Source organism: Paradesulfitobacterium aromaticivorans (assembly GCF_054657415.1).
Genome location: NZ_BAAHYT010000010.1, coordinates 224,836 through 240,523, shown reverse-complemented (window position 1 = coordinate 240,523; position 15,688 = coordinate 224,836). Strand labels below are relative to the sequence as shown.

Genomic DNA, 15,688 nt, shown 5'->3' with positions numbered 1-15,688 from the left:
ATTGAGCCAAGCTGAAGACCTGGAACGTAAACCGGTTATCGCTCTTTGCCGTGCCCGGCAGTTGAGTCAGCAGGATAGTTGTCTCAAGGCTTTGAAAGCCGGCATGGAAGAAGAGGGGGTTCCGTGGAAGGAGCTGGAGGTTGAAAACGAAAGCTCAAGCAGACTATCCCGCGAGGGAGCAGAGTGGTCACAATTGGGTGTCGGGGTAGGAATAGATGTTCAAGGCTCGATATCTATTCATTTTCATCGTTTGGGACACACCGAACCACTCTTCTACTGTGAAGGTACTCAGGCAACGGCCGTGAATGCGCGAAGACTTGGAGCTAATGCGGCCCGACTGGTCAAAGGAGTGCCGTTTAAAGACGAAACGCCGATGAACGTTTGATGGACAGTGCTGAAGGAGGATGACCATGACAGGAGAAGCCCTTGGGCTAATCGAAGCAATAGGGCTACCGGCGGCCATAGCCGCAGCAGACACAGCTGCAAAAGCGGCGAATGTCCGGCTATTGGGGTATGAATTGACCAAAGGGGGTGGCTTGGTCACTGTCAAGCTCATTGGAGATGTAGCGGCAGTCAAGGCTGCTATTGAAGCCGGGGGAGCTGAAGCCAAAAGGGTTCACGGGTTATGGGCTGTTCATATCATCCCGCGCCCGGCATCGGGAATCACATCCATGGTTTTAGCTGAAGCTCAGGTCAGCCCTGCGGTAAGCGAAGAGGAGAAACCACCAGAGAAAGAACCGGAACAAGTACAGCAGACTGAACAAGTGCAAGCACAACAGACAGAACAGGTACAACCACCACCGAAGAAATATGAAACACGGAGCACGAAAAGAAAACCGAAGTCAGTGGAGCCGGAGAACGGGAAGTAGCAAAAAGTAAGTAGTCAGGAATCAGGAGACAGGAGACAGAATAATTTTAGGGTTCAATCAAGGGTTTTAAACCTCAAAAGGATGCAAGAAATCCCTACTGACTACTGAATTTTGAATACCTGAATTAAAAGGAGGCAACGCGCAATGAAAGGTGAAGCTTTGGGCATGGTTGAAACAAAGGGATTGGTTGGGGCGATTGAAGCCGCAGATGCCATGGTAAAAGCCGCAAATGTGACTCTTGTAGGCTATGAGAAAATTGGTTCCGGATTAGTGACGGTGATGGTCCGGGGAGATGTGGGTGCGACCAAGGCAGCCACAGACGCCGGTGCGGCAGCAGCTGAGAAAGTCGGAGAACTGGTATCCGTTCATATCATCCCTAGGCCGCATACGGATGTGGAAAAAATCCTGCCGAAACTCGTTTAATTCCTCTCGGCTAGCTTACTGTGTCCGGGATCTTGATTATTGTCTAAAGGTGAGGGTAGAACATGTTTGATTCAGAGCAACTGGTTCATCAAGTTACGGAAGCTATTTTAGAACAACTGGCTGGGGTATCCTACGGGTGCGCACATCATCCGGAAGTACCGATCGGGGTCTCCAACCGCCATGTGCACCTATCCCGCCAGGACGTTGATCTTTTGTTTGGAGCCGGATACGAAATGACTAGAATGAAAGAACTTCAGCCAGGACAATTTGCTGCTAAAGAGACGGTGATCCTTGCCGGGCCGAAAGGCACCATCGAAAAAGTCCGGATTTTGGGACCAGTGCGCCGCAAGACCCAGGTTGAGATCTCTAGGGCGGATGGTTATGCTTTGGGGATCCAACCACCTGTGAGAGATTCAGGGGATCATGAGGGGACACCGGGGTTAGTTCTCGTAGGCCCTCAGGGGGCGGTGACCCTTGAAAACGGGGTCATCGTCGCCCGACGTCATATTCACATGAGTCCGCGCGATGCTGAAATGTTTGGAGTATCTGATGGCGACAAAGTTGATGTGGAGGTTCAGGGTCTTCGCGGGGTGGTATTCCGCAACGTTCTGGTCAGAGTGCATAAGGACTTTGAGCTTGAGATGCATATTGATCTTGAAGAAGGGAATGCAGCCGATCTAAACAACCGGGACTCGGTTCGAGTCATCGGGATGAGCAGGGGAACGGAAAACTATGTTTAGTTTGGAACAAGCCAATGCAACCATCGCAGAAATGGAGCGTAAAATCCGGCAGCCTGTGCCGGAAGATTACTCAGGCAAATTGTACGTTGGGGTCGACCTGGGAACCGCAAATATCGTTGTGACCGTACTCGATGAAAACAAACGGCCTTTAGCAGGAGCTATGCAAGAAGGGCGCGTGGTCAAAGACGGCCTGGTGGTGGATTTCCTGGGAGCCATTCAGATCGTGCGCAGTCTGATCACTCAACTCGAAGAGCGTTTAGGACGTTCTTTGGAAACCGCGGCGGTGGCGATTCCTCCTGGAACTCTGGCAGGGGACGTGAAGGCCATCATTAATGTGGTTCAGGCTGTTGGGCTCGAGGTCAACCAGGTTGTCGATGAACCAACGGCCGCAGCCACGGTGCTTGGGATTCAAAGTGGTGCAGTGGTTGACGTTGGCGGTGGAACCACCGGGATTTCTGTACTTGACCAAGGCAAAGTCGTCTATGTGGCGGATGAACCCACCGGGGGGACGCATTTTAGCTTAGTGTTGGCCGGTGCCTATAAAATCGACTTCGAGGAAGCGGAACTGAAAAAGCGCGACCCTGCCCAGTATAAGGATGTTTTTCCGGTCATCGTGCCGGTCATTGAAAAGGTAGCCAGCATCATCCAACACCATCTTGCCGGCCAAAAGGTCGAAAGTGTGTACCTTGTCGGCGGCACCGTTTGTTTGGAAGGGTTTGAAAAGGTAGTCAGTAAGTTTTTGGGGATACCGGTTTTCAAACCTTACAATCCCCTCCTTGTCACTCCTTTAGGAATCGCTAGACACTGTCGCTAACTGGAGGCGGATTCAATGGAACTTAAAGATTTAGTGCGTTTAATCACTGCTGAGGTGATTGCTCAATTAAAAGATGAACGCTTGACAGATAATGACACCCATTCCGGGGAGGAAGTTCTGGTTCTGATTACTGCCGGACATTCTATCTGGCCAAAGGTTAGCTATAAGTTGCGTGAAATGCGCAATCGCGGCTTACGCTTAAACCCTGTTCTTTCAGAGGCGGCTAAGAATATGTTTGATTCCCAGGAACTCCGAAGCGTGTTTGGCGGACGCAGTGCGAGCTCGCTGTATGAGGAGAAAGACGTCAGTGAAAGGCCGAATCCCCTGGAAATGATTAAACGTTCGGCAGCGATAATCTTGCCGACGTTGACGATGAATACGGTGGCCAAGCTTGCCTTAGGGATTCAGGATACCCTCATCACTCAGCTTACAGCTTGGGCTTTGCTCCAGAACAAACCCGTAGTGGCCGTGTCGAATGCAGCGAATCCGAATTCAGCAGAGTTGTCGAAATTAGGGTTTGCTTTCAAATCAAAATCCCAGAGCGAGGTTTGCTTGTCGCACCTTGAGAAACTATCCTCCTATGGGATACAGCTTGTGGATGCAGATTATCTTCTGCCGGCGGTCTTGCAGGCAGTTGGACGGGATCCGATTAATCCAACGGTTGCAAATGCGATGTCAGCGAGTGACCCGCTGAAGCCCTTAGTCGTCGAAGGTGCACTGACTCGGGAGAAAGTGCTGAGGGCAGTCGGATTATGTTATCGCGAGATTGTGGCCAAAGGGGTTGTGACTCCTCTGGCGAAAGAAACGGCTTCCGAACACAATATTCGCATCTCTTCTTAGCACACAAGACGGTTGGAATAGGGGTGTGGGCCGGTGTACATCGGAAAAGTAGTCGGAACGGTTGTTTCTACCAGCAAAGATGTTCGTTTAATTGGGTCGAAGCTGCTCCTGATCGTGCCCTTAAGTTTCCATTCAGGGCGAGCCGATTACCCACTGGTCGCTGTGGATTCAGTCGGTGCCGGCGTTGGTGAGACCGTTCTCTATGTGAAGGGCAGCACGGCCAGCCGGAGTGCAGCCAAAGATTCCCCGGTTGACTGCGCGATCGTTGGCATTATTGATGATCTAGAGGTTGATGAGCAACTTCTCCAAACTGAAAACTTGCGCATCATCAGTGGTGAGGTGTGATGATGAAAGTTTATACGAGAAAAGGGGATCGGGGGGAGACTTCTCTGTTTAGCGGGGAACGGGTTAAGAAATCAGATATCAGGGTTGACACTTATGGAACCATTGATGAAGTGAATTCATTTCTGGGTTTAGCCAAGAGTGAGATTTCTGACTCCGACATCGTCGAAACCATTTTCTCAATTCAGCAGGATCTATTTGTGCTGGCCGCCGAGTTAGCCACCGCCGGTCACACTAAGACGTTAGCCAAGCGTATTGGCCAGGCCGATGTTGAACGGATAGAGGGATATATCGATCATTTTACTCCCGAAGTTGGGCAACTGCATGGATTTATAACCCCTGGGGAATGTGTGGGAGCTGCCCGGCTTGATGTCTGCCGGACCGTTGTGAGGAGAATGGAGAGACTTTTAACACTCCTCGCAGAATACGAAGCGATTAGACCTGAAATCATAGCCTTTGTAAACCGATTGTCTGATCTGTTATTTATTTTGGCGCGGGTCGTGGCCAGAAGAGAAATCAAACAATATCTCAAGGATGTTGTCATCCGTCAACTGCACGAACTGGGAAGGATCAATTTTCATTGCCAATTTGGAAAGGAGGAAATGCATGTGGATTTATCTTTAGCGGAAGTACTAAAAGCGACGAACGAATCCGTCAAGGCTGCCGTTGCTATTGGAGTGCCGATGGTCATCGCTTTTGTCGATTCAGGTGGAAATCTGAAATCCTTTCAGCGCATGGACGGTTCCTTGCTGGCGAGCATCGACATCGCCATTAATAAGGCCTATACGGCCTTAGCGCTGCAGATGCCTACGCACGAATTAAAACCGCAAGCCGAACCTCAGCAGGAGTTGTTTGGCATCTCAGCAACCAACGGCGGACGAATTGTCATATTCGGAGGCGGGTATCCGATTTACAAAGAGGGTGTCTTATGTGGTGCGGTCGGAGTGAGCGGGGGAAGCGTGGCCGAGGACATGACGGTGGCACAGGCCGCCGTGAGTGCGCTGGCTAAAGACTAGGGGGGATTGAGATGGCTGTAGAAGCGCAATTCTTAGAACAAATCGTTCAGGAAGTACTGCAAAAAGTCGTTAACCGTGGCCAAACGGAGCAACAAAAAGAAGAACAAGTCTTGTTTTCCAGTGTCGAAGCAGCGGTGAAAGCCGCAAAGACGGCTCAAAAAGAGCTCATTGGCCACAGGCTGGAGAAACGGGAAAAATTTTTAACCGCCATGCGGGAAGCCGCCGTACTTCATGCGGAGGAACTTGCACGCTTAGCGGTTTCTGAAACCGGGATGGGAAGAGTCGAAGATAAAACCCTCAAGAACAAAATCGCAGCGACCAAGACTCCCGGTACGGAAGACTTGAAACCGGCAGCAATGACGGGAGATCGGGGCTTGACTCTGGTCGAAATGGCACCCTTTGGCGTGATTGGTTCCATTACTCCCTCGACCAATCCGATTGCTACGGTGATCAATAATAGCATTAGCATGGTGGCGGCCGGAAACGCTGTGGTCTTTAGCGTACATCCGGGGGCGAAATCAGCCTCTTTGCGCACCGTTGAAATTCTTAGTGAAGCCATCGTTCAGGCAGGCGGCCCTAAGAACCTGCTCACAGCCGTTGCCAACCCTACTTTGGAAAATACGCAAAAGCTGATGGAGCACCCCGGCGTCAACTTATTAGCCGCAACCGGTGGCCCAGGCATTGTTAAAACCGTGCTTTCTTCCGGCAAAAAAGCTATCGGAGCAGGTGCAGGGAACCCGCCGGTGGTTGTTGATGAAACGGCTGACTTGGAAAAAGCGGCTAAAAGCATTGTCGCCGGAGCTTCTTTTGATAATAATTTACCTTGCATCGCCGAAAAAGAAGCCATCGTTGTCGACTACGTGGCCAATCAGCTTATTGCTTATATGCGCCAAAACGGTGCTTATTTGGCTACCTCAAATGAGGTGGATGCTTTAGTAAAACTTGTGTTGACGAGCGAAGATAAAGTGATGGCCGAGGGCTGTACGGTCAAACCGCAGCGTGTTTACGGCGTCAATAAGAAATTTGTCGGTAAAGACGCAGCGCGTTTGATGAAAGATATTGGCCGCGAAATTCCTGCGTCAACGAAGCTGATTATCTGTGAAGTCCCGGAGGACCACCCCTTCGTGTTAGAAGAATTGATGATGCCCATTTTACCCATCGTCCGGGTTCCTAATGTCGAGAAAGCGATTGCTTTGGGGTGTAAAGTTGAGCATGGAAACCGGCACACGGCCATCATGCACTCGCAAAACATTGACAATCTTACGGCCTTCGCCAGGGCTGTGGAGACAACGATCTTTGTTAAGAATGGCCCATCCTATGCGGGCATCGGCATCGGCGGGGAAGGATACACAACCTTTACCATTGCGGGCCCTACCGGGGAAGGCCTAACTTCCGCGAGGAGCTTTACCCGCAGCCGCCGCTGTGTCCTAGTTGACGGTTTCTCAATTGTTTAAGAGCGGAAGGTGAAAACCGTGGCCAAAGAAGAAATTCAAGCGATACGTTCCGCTGGGGTGGTGGGTGCCGGCGGTGCCGGCTTCCCAACTTATAAAAAGCTGGATACCCAGGTGGAATTTATCGTGGTGAATGGTGCTGAATGTGAACCTTTGTTAAGAGTGGATCAACAACTGATGGAGCGCTACGCGCTTGATCTTTGCCGAACCTTACAGAAACTTGTGGAAATGTCCGGCGCCCGGCGTGGAGTTTTCGCCCTGAAAGCAAAATATAAAGGCGCTGTCGTTGCCCTCCTGCAAGAGGTGGGAGAATTTCCGCTCTTAGAGATTAAGCTAATTGATGATTTTTATCCGGCAGGGGACGAGCAGGTTCTATTATACGAAACGATCGGCAGAGTTGTTCCGGAAGGCGGAATTCCTGTACAAGTCGGTGCAGTTGTTACGAATGTCGAAACCTTACTCAACATCGGACTGGCCTTGGAAGGAAAACCTGTCATTGATAAGTATGTTACGATCACTGGGGCCGTTGAAAGCCCGGTAACCCTTAAGGCAGCCTTGGGAACACCGATTCAGGAACTTATCAATGTGGCCGGGCCTTTGCCTGGTGACTACAGCGTGATTGAAGGCGGACCGATGATGGGTTCTTTGGTTGATCCCGCAAAACCGATTACGAAAACGACCAAAGGATTGATCGTTTTACCGTCGGACCACAGCTTAGTGATCAACAAACAAGCTTCATTATCCACTGCCTTGTTGCGGTCGCGTGCCGTGTGCTGCCAATGCAACAAATGTACCAATGTTTGTCCCAGGTATCAGCTAGGACACCGTATGGAACCTCATAAAGTCATGCGTGCCTATGGTCAAGGCGTAGAAGCGTTAGCCGGGGATGTCGTACGGGCCTTCTTGTGCTGCCAATGCGGTGCGTGCGAAACCGTTGGTTGTGATATGGGATTGTCTCCTAATCGGGTGAACGGGGAGTTAAAGAAGCAACTGATGGCAGCCGGGGTTAAAAATCCGCTGGTAAATAAAACACCTCAGACTCATGAAAACAGGGATTTTACAAAAGTCCCGATTAAACGCCTGGTGAGCAGGCTGGGTCTGGAAAACTACAACGTGCCGGCATCGCTTGCCACAGATCGTTTTTCGCCACGGCGGGTGGAACTGTTACTCAAGCAGCACATAGGCTCTTCTGCCCAACCTCTTGTTAAAGAAGGCGATCAGGTTCAAAGTGGTGATTTGATTGCCCAGATCAAGGAAGATGCTTTAGGAGTTCCTCTTCATGCTTCTATCGATGGGAGGGTGGTTCAAATCACCCAGAATATGATTGTGATCGAGAATTAAGGGGGTGGGCCGGATGAAGGCAGCTATAGGAATGTTAGAGATAAAAAGCATAGCCCGCGGAATTTTGGTCGCTGATGAAATGCTAAAGGCTGCAAATGTTGAACTTCTACAATCCATGCCAATTTGCCCTGGAAAATACATTGCCTTGATCAGCGGTGATGTTGGAGCGGTCAAAAGTGCTCTAGGCGCAGGGAAAGCAATGGCAGCGGAACAACTCATCGACGAGTTTGTTTTGCCCAATGTTCATAAGGCTGTTTTGCCCGCCCTCTCGGGTACGACGCATATTGATAAGATTCGTTCACTTGGGATCATTGAAACCTTTACCGTGGCTTCAGGAATCGTGGCAGCGGATGTTGCGGTCAAGGCAGCCAACGTGGACTTGCTCGAAGTGCGTTTGGCTCACGGGATGGGCGGTAAAAGTCTTGTCTTGCTTACCGGGGAGGTCAGTGCAGTTCAAGCCAGCGTTGAGTCCGCTGTGGCCCGCATTAAAGAAGACGGAGTTTATGCCGGAGCAGAATTTATCGCATCACCTCACAAAGATTTGTTAACCGCAATTAACTGAATCGGGAAACGGCTAAACATCTCTCGAAAGGACGTTTCCAGTTCTGTTAATGGGGTACAAATAAAGCAAAATATTTTAGGAGGTTGTAGTTATGTCAAAGATCATGATCTCGCCCAGTCGTTATGTGCAAGGTCCCGGAGCCATTCGTCAAATCGGTGAACAAGTCAAGAATTTGGCTTTAGGGGACAAAGCCTTGGTCGTCTGTAGCAAGAGCGCTATGGCCGTTGCCAAGACGGATATCGAAGAAAGCCTTCGCGAACAAGGCATGAGTGCCACCTTCGAGAGGTTTAACGGGGAGTGCTGCATGCAAGAGGTCAACCGTCTCAAAGGCCTTGGCGAGAACTTCGGTGTTAACTTTATCATGGGCGTTGGCGGCGGCAAACCTGCTGATACCGCCAAAGCGGTAGCTCACTATATGCGGCTTCCTATTGTGATTGTGCCCACAATCGCTGCGACGGACGCCCCTTGTAGTGCTCTTTCGGTTGTTTACACGCCAGAAGGGGTCTTCGAAAGTTATTTGGTGCTGCCCAAAAATCCGGATTTAGTCCTTGTGGACACGGAAATTGTGGCGAATGCCCCGGCACGGCTGCTGGTTTCGGGAATGGGTGATGCCTTGGCCACCTGGTTTGAAGCAGAAGCATGCTACAAATCCAATGCCATTAACATGCCGGGAGGCAACTCCAGTGAAGCAGCCCAGGCCTTGGCCAAGCTCTGCTATACCCTGCTCATCGAACATGGCCTAAGGGCAAAGTTGGCTGTAGAAAAAAATGTCCCTTCATCCGATGTGGAAAAAATCGTCGAAGCCAATACTTTGCTCAGCGGGCTTGGCTTCGAGAGTGCGGGTTTGGCCGCTGCCCACGCGATTCATAACGGTCTGACAGCGCTCGAAGAGACTCACCCCTATTATCACGGGGAAAAAGTTGCTTTTGGTGCTCTCGTGCAAATGGTGATGGAAAGCCGGACAACCACCGAACTGAACGAAGTCTTAGAATTTTGTGTCGCGGTAGGTCTTCCGGTTAACCTGCAACAAATCGGGGTTCAAGAAATTACGGAAGCTAAGATCCGTAAAGTCGCCGAACTGGCGTGTGCCGAAGGGGAAACGATCTACAATATGCATGTTCCGGTTAATCCACAGAACGTGTACAATGCTATTTTAGCTGCGGATGCACTCGGCACACAGTTTCTGGCTAGATAACCACCCCCATTAAGACTTGGCGGGTGACAAAATTATCAAGGGAGGTAATAAATATGTTTCCACTTGCACTCAGTATTGGGGGTCTAGCAGGAATTTGGACTTTCGTTTCCGGAATCGCTAGTTTTCTCACATGGCCGGCTTTTGTCGGCTGGGCACTCTTTTTTGCCGGCGGCGGGGATTCCAAAGCCATTGGCAAGAGTTTAGCACCGGGATTATTAGGGATCGTTCTGGGATTTTTGGTGCTAAAAGCTATGCCTCTATTTAATGGGGGTTCCTTGTTCCTTGCGGTAGGAGTCGCTGTTATCGCATTTATTATGGTCATGGTCATGTCAACACGGGTCTTTGCATTTGCTCCGGCTGCTTTTGCGGGATGTGCCGTGTATTTTGGAGCAAATGGAGATATTGTGGCTGCCACCATTCCGTTTGTTCTGGGCATCCTTCTGGGTTACGTTTCAGCGGTGTTACCTAACCTCGCAAAAAATACCCAGGAAAAGAAGGCTGCTTAATGAATCCCTGTTAAGATGCAAAGAGGCTGTTGACTTAACTGTCGGCAGCCTTACTTAGTGATGTGGAGGGAGTGCAGATGAACCGCGAATTCGAACTGAAAGACCTAATTGACTTCACACAATGAATTTATGACAGAAATTTCAGCTATGGTCAACGAGGTAGAGCATGTTGCGCGAGCATTAGAAAATTTGTCTCATCTGATAAACGAGCAAATACAGTAATACCTACAACAAAATAAGCCTACTATTTAGATTATGTCAATAACCATTCTTCTTGCCTAGCTGATAAGTCACTACAAAGGTAAGTCCTAAATAGCTATTATTTAAGCAATCTCAGACTGAGTACTCGGCAATTGCCTATTTTTGCCCCACTTCTCCACTAAATAGCCTATGATGATAATAGCAGGCAGGGTAAGAATCAGCCTCAAAAGTGCAAAGCGCCAACCCAGATATTTAAGCTCAACCGTAATCATGGGGATTTTAATCGCTGCCCACGTATTTAAGAATATCATGATGTTTGCTACTTTTGCTCCTTTGCGCCACAATGTGGCTGCTAAGGGAAAGGCTGCATACAATGGTCCGGCCGCTGCCGTTCCGACCAAGATTGAGATGATTATGCCGCGCCAACCTGAGTTTGGTCCCACATTTTTCTCGACCAGTTCTCGCGGAACCCAAACGTCCAAGAGTCCCATCAAGATGAAAATGGGGGGAATGAATGTCAGCATCTCGAACAAGTAGTCAGCGGAGATGCTGAGAGAAGAGTATCCTAGCTGACGATTGCTTAGCATCATCGTTAAATCCGCAAGAATCACGGCCATCACTAACATGTAGGGTCTTAGACTTTGCCATAGGGTCTTTTTTTGTTTGCTCGGATTAGGCATCATTTTCATACTCTCCTTACTGTACCAGGATTAAGGCCATAATATAAGCTATGACTATGGCGGTTGCAAAACTTAAGGCATTGCGTAAAAGCGTATAGCGATGACCGAAAATGCTTATTTCCATGGGGGCAGTTATTATTCCTACCATGGTCAAAGTAGTGACAAAAGCTGCAATCGGCATGACCCCAGCCCCTTCCCGCAAGAGAGACGCTGCCAGCGGAAAAGCAATAAAGGCAGGGATCAAGGTGATGGAGCCAATCAGCGCAGCCAAGCTTGTTGACCACCAGCTTTTATTGTTAAAAACAAGGCCGATCGTTTCAGGGGACATCAGCGTGAGCATAATCCCAATTAGTCCGATAACACCCAACATCATCGGCATGATGCGCACAAAAGAATTCCAGGCAATTTTCAAGGCTTTCTTAGTTTTAAGCGGGCTTTTTAAGTAAGATAGCCCTAAGAAAACGAAGGATAAGGAAAATAGGGCAATGTTAAACATTAGTCACACTCCATACTCTATGCGTTTTTTTATAGGTAAACTTAGTCATAGGTCGTTCGTGAAAATCACGATCATGTTTTGTCAGACCACCCCCCCATATATTGTTTGACATATCATATAGATGATTATAACATATAGATGTTAGTAGAATTTTAGACCTTGGATGGGCAAGTGTCAATCGTAAAAATAAAATTGCCTCGGAAACTCCTTCTAGGCACGAACAACACTGACAAACGTAGGCCTAACACGATTTCTAAGCGAGGGGAATCAGAAATTATGCGTAAAAACCACTCTTGTCATGACGAGAATCATGAATCCAATTGCCAACCCGGAGGTAAACATCAACGATTCATCCAGCCGACTTTGCTTTTAAGCTTGGTCGAACAGCCTTCCCATGGATATGAATTAATGGAACGGCTAAGCCGTTTCCGGTTCTATGCAGGAGCACCAGATGCGGGGGCAGTCTACCGGCATTTGCGCCGTTTAGAAAATGAGGGTTTTGTGGAATCTCACTGGGAAACGGGCGCAGCCGGACCGGCTAAGAGAATCTATGCCATTACTCAAGAGGGAATAACCATGCTTCATGCCTGGGCTTTTGATATGAAGCAGCGCAAAGCATCAATTGAAGACTTCTTAGAACGCTATGAAGAGATTGTAAAAAAGGATCAGGAATAATAGGTTAGAAGATTGTCTCATACTGCTATACCGGAACGGGTGCGGCCTATGTGGCAACAATGTTCAATTTTATGGGATATGATGCGGTATCTATGACTTACGGCATGGCTGACTGGACGAGCAAACCGGAAGTACTGGCAACCCAGGCTCTGCCGAAAGCCAAGGCCGCTTTGTCGGTGGAGACCACGGACAACAAGTTGACGGGGGTGCATGAACTTCCTCAACTTGCCACAGGCAAAACAGCTGTTGAGGACATCGTCTATGCCAAAGGCCATATCCCAACTGCAATCAATTATTCCTTATAGTGAAACCATGAAGTTAGAAAACTTAAAGCAAATCCTGGGCAATAAGATACTGGTAATTGTAAGCGAGGATGGTCAGAGTGCGAATCAAGTTTCGGCTCTCTATAATCTCCTCGGCTATAATTCCCAAGTGTTGCTCCATAACAATGATTACATTTGGTTTTTTAAGCCCGACAACAATGGTGATAGTATTAGTTATTGCTCTGATTATTTTTGGACCGGGAAAGCTCCCGGAACTGGGCAAGGCTATGGGTCGGGGAATCAAGGAATTTAAGACGGCGACAGACGGTGAGCCTGAAGAACGGATGTCTGCTTCGCGTCTGGCTACCCGCCGGGTGTTGGAGAGTATTAGGCCGGGAATAACCGTTACCTTGTGTTCACCATTATTCTTTTCCTGGGAAGAGGAGGCCCGTGCTTTTCTGGAGGCATATTCGGTTATCACTGTAGACGGCTGCCCTAAACGCTGCACCATGCGGGTTCGCCAAATGCTGACAAGGAAAAAGGTTAAGTCTGTGGTTGTTTCCGATCTCATCGGAGCGGAGTTAGCGCTCAAACAGCCTTCCGAACGGTGTGTTTGAGCTAGATTTACGGAAAATGCCGATTGACATGCTGGCGTTTCCCGGCCACAAGGGGTTGCTGGGGCCGCAGGGGACAGGCGGCCTTATCATAGGTCCCAATATCGAGCTTAAGCCTCTGATCTACGGGGGAACGGGAAGCCTCTCGGAAAAAGATGAACAACCGGATTTTCTGCCGGACCGCTTGGAAAGCGGCACTCTGAACGGGGTAGGAATTGCCGGATTGGGGGCCGGGGCTCGGTATTTGCTGGAACACGGTGTCGAAAGGGTAGGAGAGAGAGAACAAATTCTCTGCCAACGCCTGATTGATGGGCTCTTGCGGATTCCTGGGGTAACAGTGTATGGCGGTTTGGAAGCGGAGAAGAAAGCTTCTATTGTTTCTGAGGAAGAAATTGATGAAGCGCTTGCCGTTGTGCGCGAGGCGGCTGTGAAAATCTGAGGCCGGGGCATTTATATAGACAGCAAGGGCATCTTTAACTAAAGGTGCTCTTGCTGTCTGAAGTTTCCATGAGCAACTTATGAAATATTGGTGAACCTAAAGAAAATACTAATCTTAAGCAAACGACTCTTGCCATGAGATAAAATATATAATAATATATTTATATACTTAACCATAAGGAGGTGTACGAATGAATATTGAGTCTTTGGAACAAACAGCGGAGCAGTTTAAGGTTTTGGCTGACAAAACCCGTCTCCGTATTCTCGGGCTATTGCGTGAGCGCGAGTTATGCGTGTGTGATTTGACTGAGATTTTGGAAATCAGCCAGCCGGGAGTTTCTCAACACTTGCGGAGGCTCAAGCAGGCGGAGTTTGTCAAGGAGCGCAAGGGCGGCCAATGGGTCTACTATTCCTTAAACAACCAGCATCCGCTTCTTTTCTTGTTCCTGCCGCACTTGCCAACAGTTTCCGCAGACCTGGAGCGCTTGGCGGCAGCAAAGGGGTGTAGGGCGTAAGTTGGATTTTCCTTGATAAGTTTTGTGGAAAAGTTAGTGTGATAACAATGTAAGGAGGTTTAGCGTATGAGTGTTGAAACGCCTGTTAGCCGCAAGCTGTCCTGGCTGGACCGCTATTTGACTTTGTGGATCTTTTTGGCGATGGCTGTAGGAATCGGGATTGGGTATGTGTTCCCTGGAGTAGCCACCTGGCTTAACACTTTCCAAAGCGGCACCACCAACATACCGATTGCTATCGGTCTTATTGTCATGATGTATCCGCCCTTAGCCAAAGTTAAATACGAAGAAATGGGGTTGGTTGTAAAAAACACCCGGGTCATGACACTGTCTCTGGTCCAGAACTGGATAATTGGTCCGATTATCATGTTTGTCTTGGCTATTATCTTTCTTCATAATTATCCCGAGTACATGGCCGGTTTAATTATGATCGGACTCGCGCGCTGTATTGCCATGGTCATCGTGTGGAACAGCCTGGCCAAAGGGGATTCAGAGTATGCAGCAGCAATGGTGGCGTTAAACTCCATTTTCCAGGTCATCTTCTACTCGATCTATGCTTATATCTTTATTTCCGTGCTGCCGTTCTGGCTGGGACTCACCGCGGGTACAGTGAAGCTTGATCTGAGCATTTGGGAAATTGCAAAGAGCGTTTTGGTGTACTTGGGTATTCCATTCTTCGCTGGTTTGCTTACGCGCCTTATTCTTCTGCCGCGGCTGGGCAGGGAGTGGTATGAGCAGAAGTTTGTACCGAAAATCAGCCCTTTGGCCTTAATAGCCCTTCTTTTTACAATCGTGATTATGTTTTCCCTTAAAGGGCAATATATCGTGTCTTTACCTATGGACGTGGTGCGGATAGCGATTCCTTTAGTTGCTTATTTCTTAATCATGTTTTTTGTCTCTTTTTTCATGGGTTGGCGACTGGGGATTCCTTATAGCCAGACAGTCACCCTGGCCTTTACCGCAGCCAGCAATAACTTCGAACTGGCGATCGCGGTAGCGGTGGCGGTATTTGGGATAAACTCCGGCCAAGCCTTTGCCGCAGTGATCGGGCCGTTGATTGAGGTGCCTGTGATGATTGGTTTGGTTAACGTGGCCCTGAAAATGGGAGGCAAGTACTTCGGCAAGAACGGGGAAGCGCTGCGCGGGTAAGAACTCAGAGATATAGCAGAGCTTTTATAAGCCAGAAAAATAACTCAACAGTACAAAGGAGAATCCCAGTGGACAAAAAAATCATCTACTTTATCTGCACCGGCAATTCCTGCCGCAGTCAAATGGCGGAAGGATTCGGCAAGAAATACCTGAGCCACAAGTATAAGGTCTACAGCGGCGGCATCGAGGCCCATGGCCTAAACCCTAGGTCAGTGGAGGTAATGGCGGAAAAAAGGATAGATATTTCCGGACAGAAGTCGGAAGTGATCGATCTGGAACTACTGAACAAAGCTGATTACGTTATTACCCTGTGCGGCGATGCTTACGATACCTGCCCTGCCACCCCGCCTCATGTGCGAAAGGAGCATTGGGAACTGAGGGACCCGGCCAAGGCCAGCGGGAGCGAAGAAGAAATCACACAGGTGTTCAGAGAAGTATGCGATGAAATTGAACAAAGAATCAAAAAATTGGCCCAGGGAACCTGATCAAGGCCGGAAATTTTGATCTAGGTACAAGAAATTATGACCTGTGCCAATAGACCGTCATCTTCAAAGAAGAGGG

General features: G+C 49.0%; 21 protein-coding genes and 1 pseudogene. 20 read left to right on the top strand and 2 right to left on the bottom strand.

What is annotated here, in order from left to right:
* The first annotated feature begins 1 nt into the window (after window position 1).
* The 13 genes from ACYQ2N_RS06535 (at window position 2) to ACYQ2N_RS06475 (ending at window position 10,099) form a co-directional block, all read left to right on the top strand.
* The gene (locus ACYQ2N_RS06535; RefSeq protein ID WP_459998306.1) at window positions 2–385 is read left to right on the top strand and encodes a glycerol dehydratase reactivase beta/small subunit family protein; all 384 of its coding nucleotides are present in this window, start codon (window positions 2–4) and stop codon (window positions 383–385) included.
* Between the two features lie 25 nt (window positions 386–410).
* Window positions 411–869 carry a BMC domain-containing protein gene (locus ACYQ2N_RS06530; RefSeq protein WP_459998304.1) on the top strand — a complete coding sequence of 153 codons (459 nt, stop codon included), beginning with the start codon at window positions 411–413 and terminating at the stop codon, window positions 867–869.
* A 144-nt stretch (window positions 870–1,013) separates the two neighbouring features.
* A complete protein-coding gene (gene eutM, locus ACYQ2N_RS06525; RefSeq protein WP_459998302.1) occupies window positions 1,014–1,292 on the top strand; it encodes an ethanolamine utilization microcompartment protein EutM in 279 nt (92 codons plus the stop codon).
* Between the two features lie 62 nt (window positions 1,293–1,354).
* Window positions 1,355–2,032, top strand: a complete 678-nt coding sequence (locus ACYQ2N_RS06520; protein WP_459998300.1) for a phosphate propanoyltransferase — start codon at window positions 1,355–1,357, stop codon at window positions 2,030–2,032.
* A complete protein-coding gene (gene eutJ / locus ACYQ2N_RS06515) occupies window positions 2,025–2,846 on the top strand; it encodes an ethanolamine utilization protein EutJ (protein ID WP_459998299.1) in 822 nt (273 codons plus the stop codon). The genes ACYQ2N_RS06520 and eutJ overlap by 8 nt, the downstream gene beginning before the upstream one ends.
* Window positions 2,847–2,861: 15 nt before the next feature.
* Window positions 2,862–3,686, top strand: coding sequence for a flavoprotein (locus ACYQ2N_RS06510; protein ID WP_459998297.1), 825 nt, complete (start codon window positions 2,862–2,864; stop codon window positions 3,684–3,686).
* 33 nt (window positions 3,687–3,719) lie between these two features.
* Window positions 3,720–4,031 carry a EutN/CcmL family microcompartment protein gene (locus ACYQ2N_RS06505; protein WP_459998296.1) on the top strand — a complete coding sequence of 104 codons (312 nt, stop codon included), beginning with the start codon at window positions 3,720–3,722 and terminating at the stop codon, window positions 4,029–4,031.
* 2 nt (window positions 4,032–4,033) lie between these two features.
* Window positions 4,034–5,044: a cob(I)yrinic acid a,c-diamide adenosyltransferase gene (locus ACYQ2N_RS06500; protein ID WP_459998295.1), complete on the top strand. Its 1,011-nt coding sequence runs from the start codon at window positions 4,034–4,036 to the stop codon at window positions 5,042–5,044.
* An 11-nt stretch (window positions 5,045–5,055) separates the two neighbouring features.
* Window positions 5,056–6,498, top strand: a complete 1,443-nt coding sequence (locus ACYQ2N_RS06495; protein ID WP_459998294.1) for an aldehyde dehydrogenase family protein — start codon at window positions 5,056–5,058, stop codon at window positions 6,496–6,498.
* An 18-nt stretch (window positions 6,499–6,516) separates the two neighbouring features.
* The gene (locus ACYQ2N_RS06490; protein WP_459998292.1) at window positions 6,517–7,836 is read left to right on the top strand and encodes a 4Fe-4S dicluster domain-containing protein; all 1,320 of its coding nucleotides are present in this window, start codon (window positions 6,517–6,519) and stop codon (window positions 7,834–7,836) included.
* A 13-nt stretch (window positions 7,837–7,849) separates the two neighbouring features.
* Complete coding sequence (locus ACYQ2N_RS06485; RefSeq protein ID WP_459998291.1) at window positions 7,850–8,398, top strand: BMC domain-containing protein; 549 nt, start codon at window positions 7,850–7,852, stop codon at window positions 8,396–8,398.
* Window positions 8,399–8,489: 91 nt separating this feature from the next.
* On the top strand, window positions 8,490–9,593 hold the full coding sequence (locus tag ACYQ2N_RS06480) for a glycerol dehydrogenase (RefSeq protein ID WP_459998289.1): 1,104 nt from the start codon (window positions 8,490–8,492) through the stop codon (window positions 9,591–9,593).
* 53 nt (window positions 9,594–9,646) lie between these two features.
* The gene (locus tag ACYQ2N_RS06475) at window positions 9,647–10,099 is read left to right on the top strand and encodes a DUF1097 domain-containing protein (RefSeq protein WP_459998287.1); all 453 of its coding nucleotides are present in this window, start codon (window positions 9,647–9,649) and stop codon (window positions 10,097–10,099) included.
* 323 nt (window positions 10,100–10,422) lie between these two features.
* Here ACYQ2N_RS06475 and ACYQ2N_RS06470 read toward each other — a convergent pair whose 3' ends face one another.
* On the bottom strand, window positions 10,423–10,983 hold the full coding sequence (locus ACYQ2N_RS06470) for a permease (RefSeq protein WP_459998285.1): 561 nt from the start codon (window positions 10,981–10,983) through the stop codon (window positions 10,423–10,425).
* 13 nt (window positions 10,984–10,996) lie between these two features.
* The gene (locus ACYQ2N_RS06465) at window positions 10,997–11,476 is read right to left on the bottom strand and encodes a permease (protein ID WP_459998284.1); all 480 of its coding nucleotides are present in this window, start codon (window positions 11,474–11,476) and stop codon (window positions 10,997–10,999) included.
* Between the two features lie 276 nt (window positions 11,477–11,752).
* Between ACYQ2N_RS06465 and ACYQ2N_RS06460 the strand changes: the two genes are divergently transcribed.
* The 7 genes and pseudogenes from ACYQ2N_RS06460 (at window position 11,753) to arsC (ending at window position 15,612) form a co-directional block, all read left to right on the top strand.
* On the top strand, window positions 11,753–12,151 hold the full coding sequence (locus ACYQ2N_RS06460) for a helix-turn-helix transcriptional regulator (protein ID WP_459998282.1): 399 nt from the start codon (window positions 11,753–11,755) through the stop codon (window positions 12,149–12,151).
* Between the two features lie 50 nt (window positions 12,152–12,201).
* Entirely contained in the window at window positions 12,202–12,456 is a 255-nt protein-coding gene (locus tag ACYQ2N_RS06455) for a hypothetical protein (protein WP_459998280.1), read from the top strand.
* Between the two features lie 143 nt (window positions 12,457–12,599).
* A pseudogene (locus ACYQ2N_RS23120) lies at window positions 12,600–12,755 on the top strand (twin-arginine translocase TatA/TatE family subunit); the annotation flags it as partial.
* A 268-nt stretch (window positions 12,756–13,023) separates the two neighbouring features.
* The gene (locus ACYQ2N_RS06445) at window positions 13,024–13,467 is read left to right on the top strand and encodes an aminotransferase class V-fold PLP-dependent enzyme (RefSeq protein ID WP_459998278.1); all 444 of its coding nucleotides are present in this window, start codon (window positions 13,024–13,026) and stop codon (window positions 13,465–13,467) included.
* A 190-nt stretch (window positions 13,468–13,657) separates the two neighbouring features.
* Window positions 13,658–13,981, top strand: coding sequence for an ArsR/SmtB family transcription factor (locus tag ACYQ2N_RS06440; RefSeq protein WP_459998277.1), 324 nt, complete (start codon window positions 13,658–13,660; stop codon window positions 13,979–13,981).
* A 66-nt stretch (window positions 13,982–14,047) separates the two neighbouring features.
* Window positions 14,048–15,127 (top strand): ACR3 family arsenite efflux transporter, encoded by a 1,080-nt coding sequence (arsB, locus tag ACYQ2N_RS06435; RefSeq protein ID WP_459998276.1) that lies wholly within the window; start codon window positions 14,048–14,050, stop codon window positions 15,125–15,127.
* A gap of 68 nt (window positions 15,128–15,195) precedes the next feature.
* Window positions 15,196–15,612 carry an arsenate reductase (thioredoxin) gene (arsC, locus tag ACYQ2N_RS06430; RefSeq protein ID WP_459998275.1) on the top strand — a complete coding sequence of 139 codons (417 nt, stop codon included), beginning with the start codon at window positions 15,196–15,198 and terminating at the stop codon, window positions 15,610–15,612.
* Window positions 15,613–15,688: the final 76 nt, after the last annotated feature.

Excerpts from the sequence above, each read along its gene's own strand:
- ACYQ2N_RS06480 (WP_459998289.1), top strand. The coding sequence starts at position 8,490 with ATGTCAAAGATCATGATCTCGCCCAGTCGTTATGTGCAAGGTCCCGGA.
- ACYQ2N_RS06485 (WP_459998291.1), top strand. The coding sequence starts at position 7,850 with ATGAAGGCAGCTATAGGAATGTTAGAGATAAAAAGCATAGCCCGCGGA.
- ACYQ2N_RS06530 (WP_459998304.1), top strand. The coding sequence starts at position 411 with ATGACAGGAGAAGCCCTTGGGCTAATCGAAGCAATAGGGCTACCGGCG.
- ACYQ2N_RS06520 (WP_459998300.1), top strand. The coding sequence starts at position 1,355 with ATGTTTGATTCAGAGCAACTGGTTCATCAAGTTACGGAAGCTATTTTA.
- arsB (WP_459998276.1), top strand. The coding sequence starts at position 14,048 with ATGAGTGTTGAAACGCCTGTTAGCCGCAAGCTGTCCTGGCTGGACCGC.
- ACYQ2N_RS06470 (WP_459998285.1), bottom strand. The coding sequence starts at position 10,983 with ATGATGCCTAATCCGAGCAAACAAAAAAAGACCCTATGGCAAAGTCTA.
- ACYQ2N_RS06510 (WP_459998297.1), top strand. The coding sequence starts at position 2,862 with ATGGAACTTAAAGATTTAGTGCGTTTAATCACTGCTGAGGTGATTGCT.
- eutM (WP_459998302.1), top strand. The coding sequence starts at position 1,014 with ATGAAAGGTGAAGCTTTGGGCATGGTTGAAACAAAGGGATTGGTTGGG.
- ACYQ2N_RS06500 (WP_459998295.1), top strand. The coding sequence starts at position 4,034 with ATGAAAGTTTATACGAGAAAAGGGGATCGGGGGGAGACTTCTCTGTTT.
- ACYQ2N_RS06460 (WP_459998282.1), top strand. The coding sequence starts at position 11,753 with ATGCGTAAAAACCACTCTTGTCATGACGAGAATCATGAATCCAATTGC.
- ACYQ2N_RS06475 (WP_459998287.1), top strand. The coding sequence starts at position 9,647 with ATGTTTCCACTTGCACTCAGTATTGGGGGTCTAGCAGGAATTTGGACT.
- ACYQ2N_RS06465 (WP_459998284.1), bottom strand. The coding sequence starts at position 11,476 with ATGTTTAACATTGCCCTATTTTCCTTATCCTTCGTTTTCTTAGGGCTA.
- eutJ (WP_459998299.1), top strand. The coding sequence starts at position 2,025 with ATGTTTAGTTTGGAACAAGCCAATGCAACCATCGCAGAAATGGAGCGT.
- ACYQ2N_RS06440 (WP_459998277.1), top strand. The coding sequence starts at position 13,658 with ATGAATATTGAGTCTTTGGAACAAACAGCGGAGCAGTTTAAGGTTTTG.
- ACYQ2N_RS06495 (WP_459998294.1), top strand. The coding sequence starts at position 5,056 with ATGGCTGTAGAAGCGCAATTCTTAGAACAAATCGTTCAGGAAGTACTG.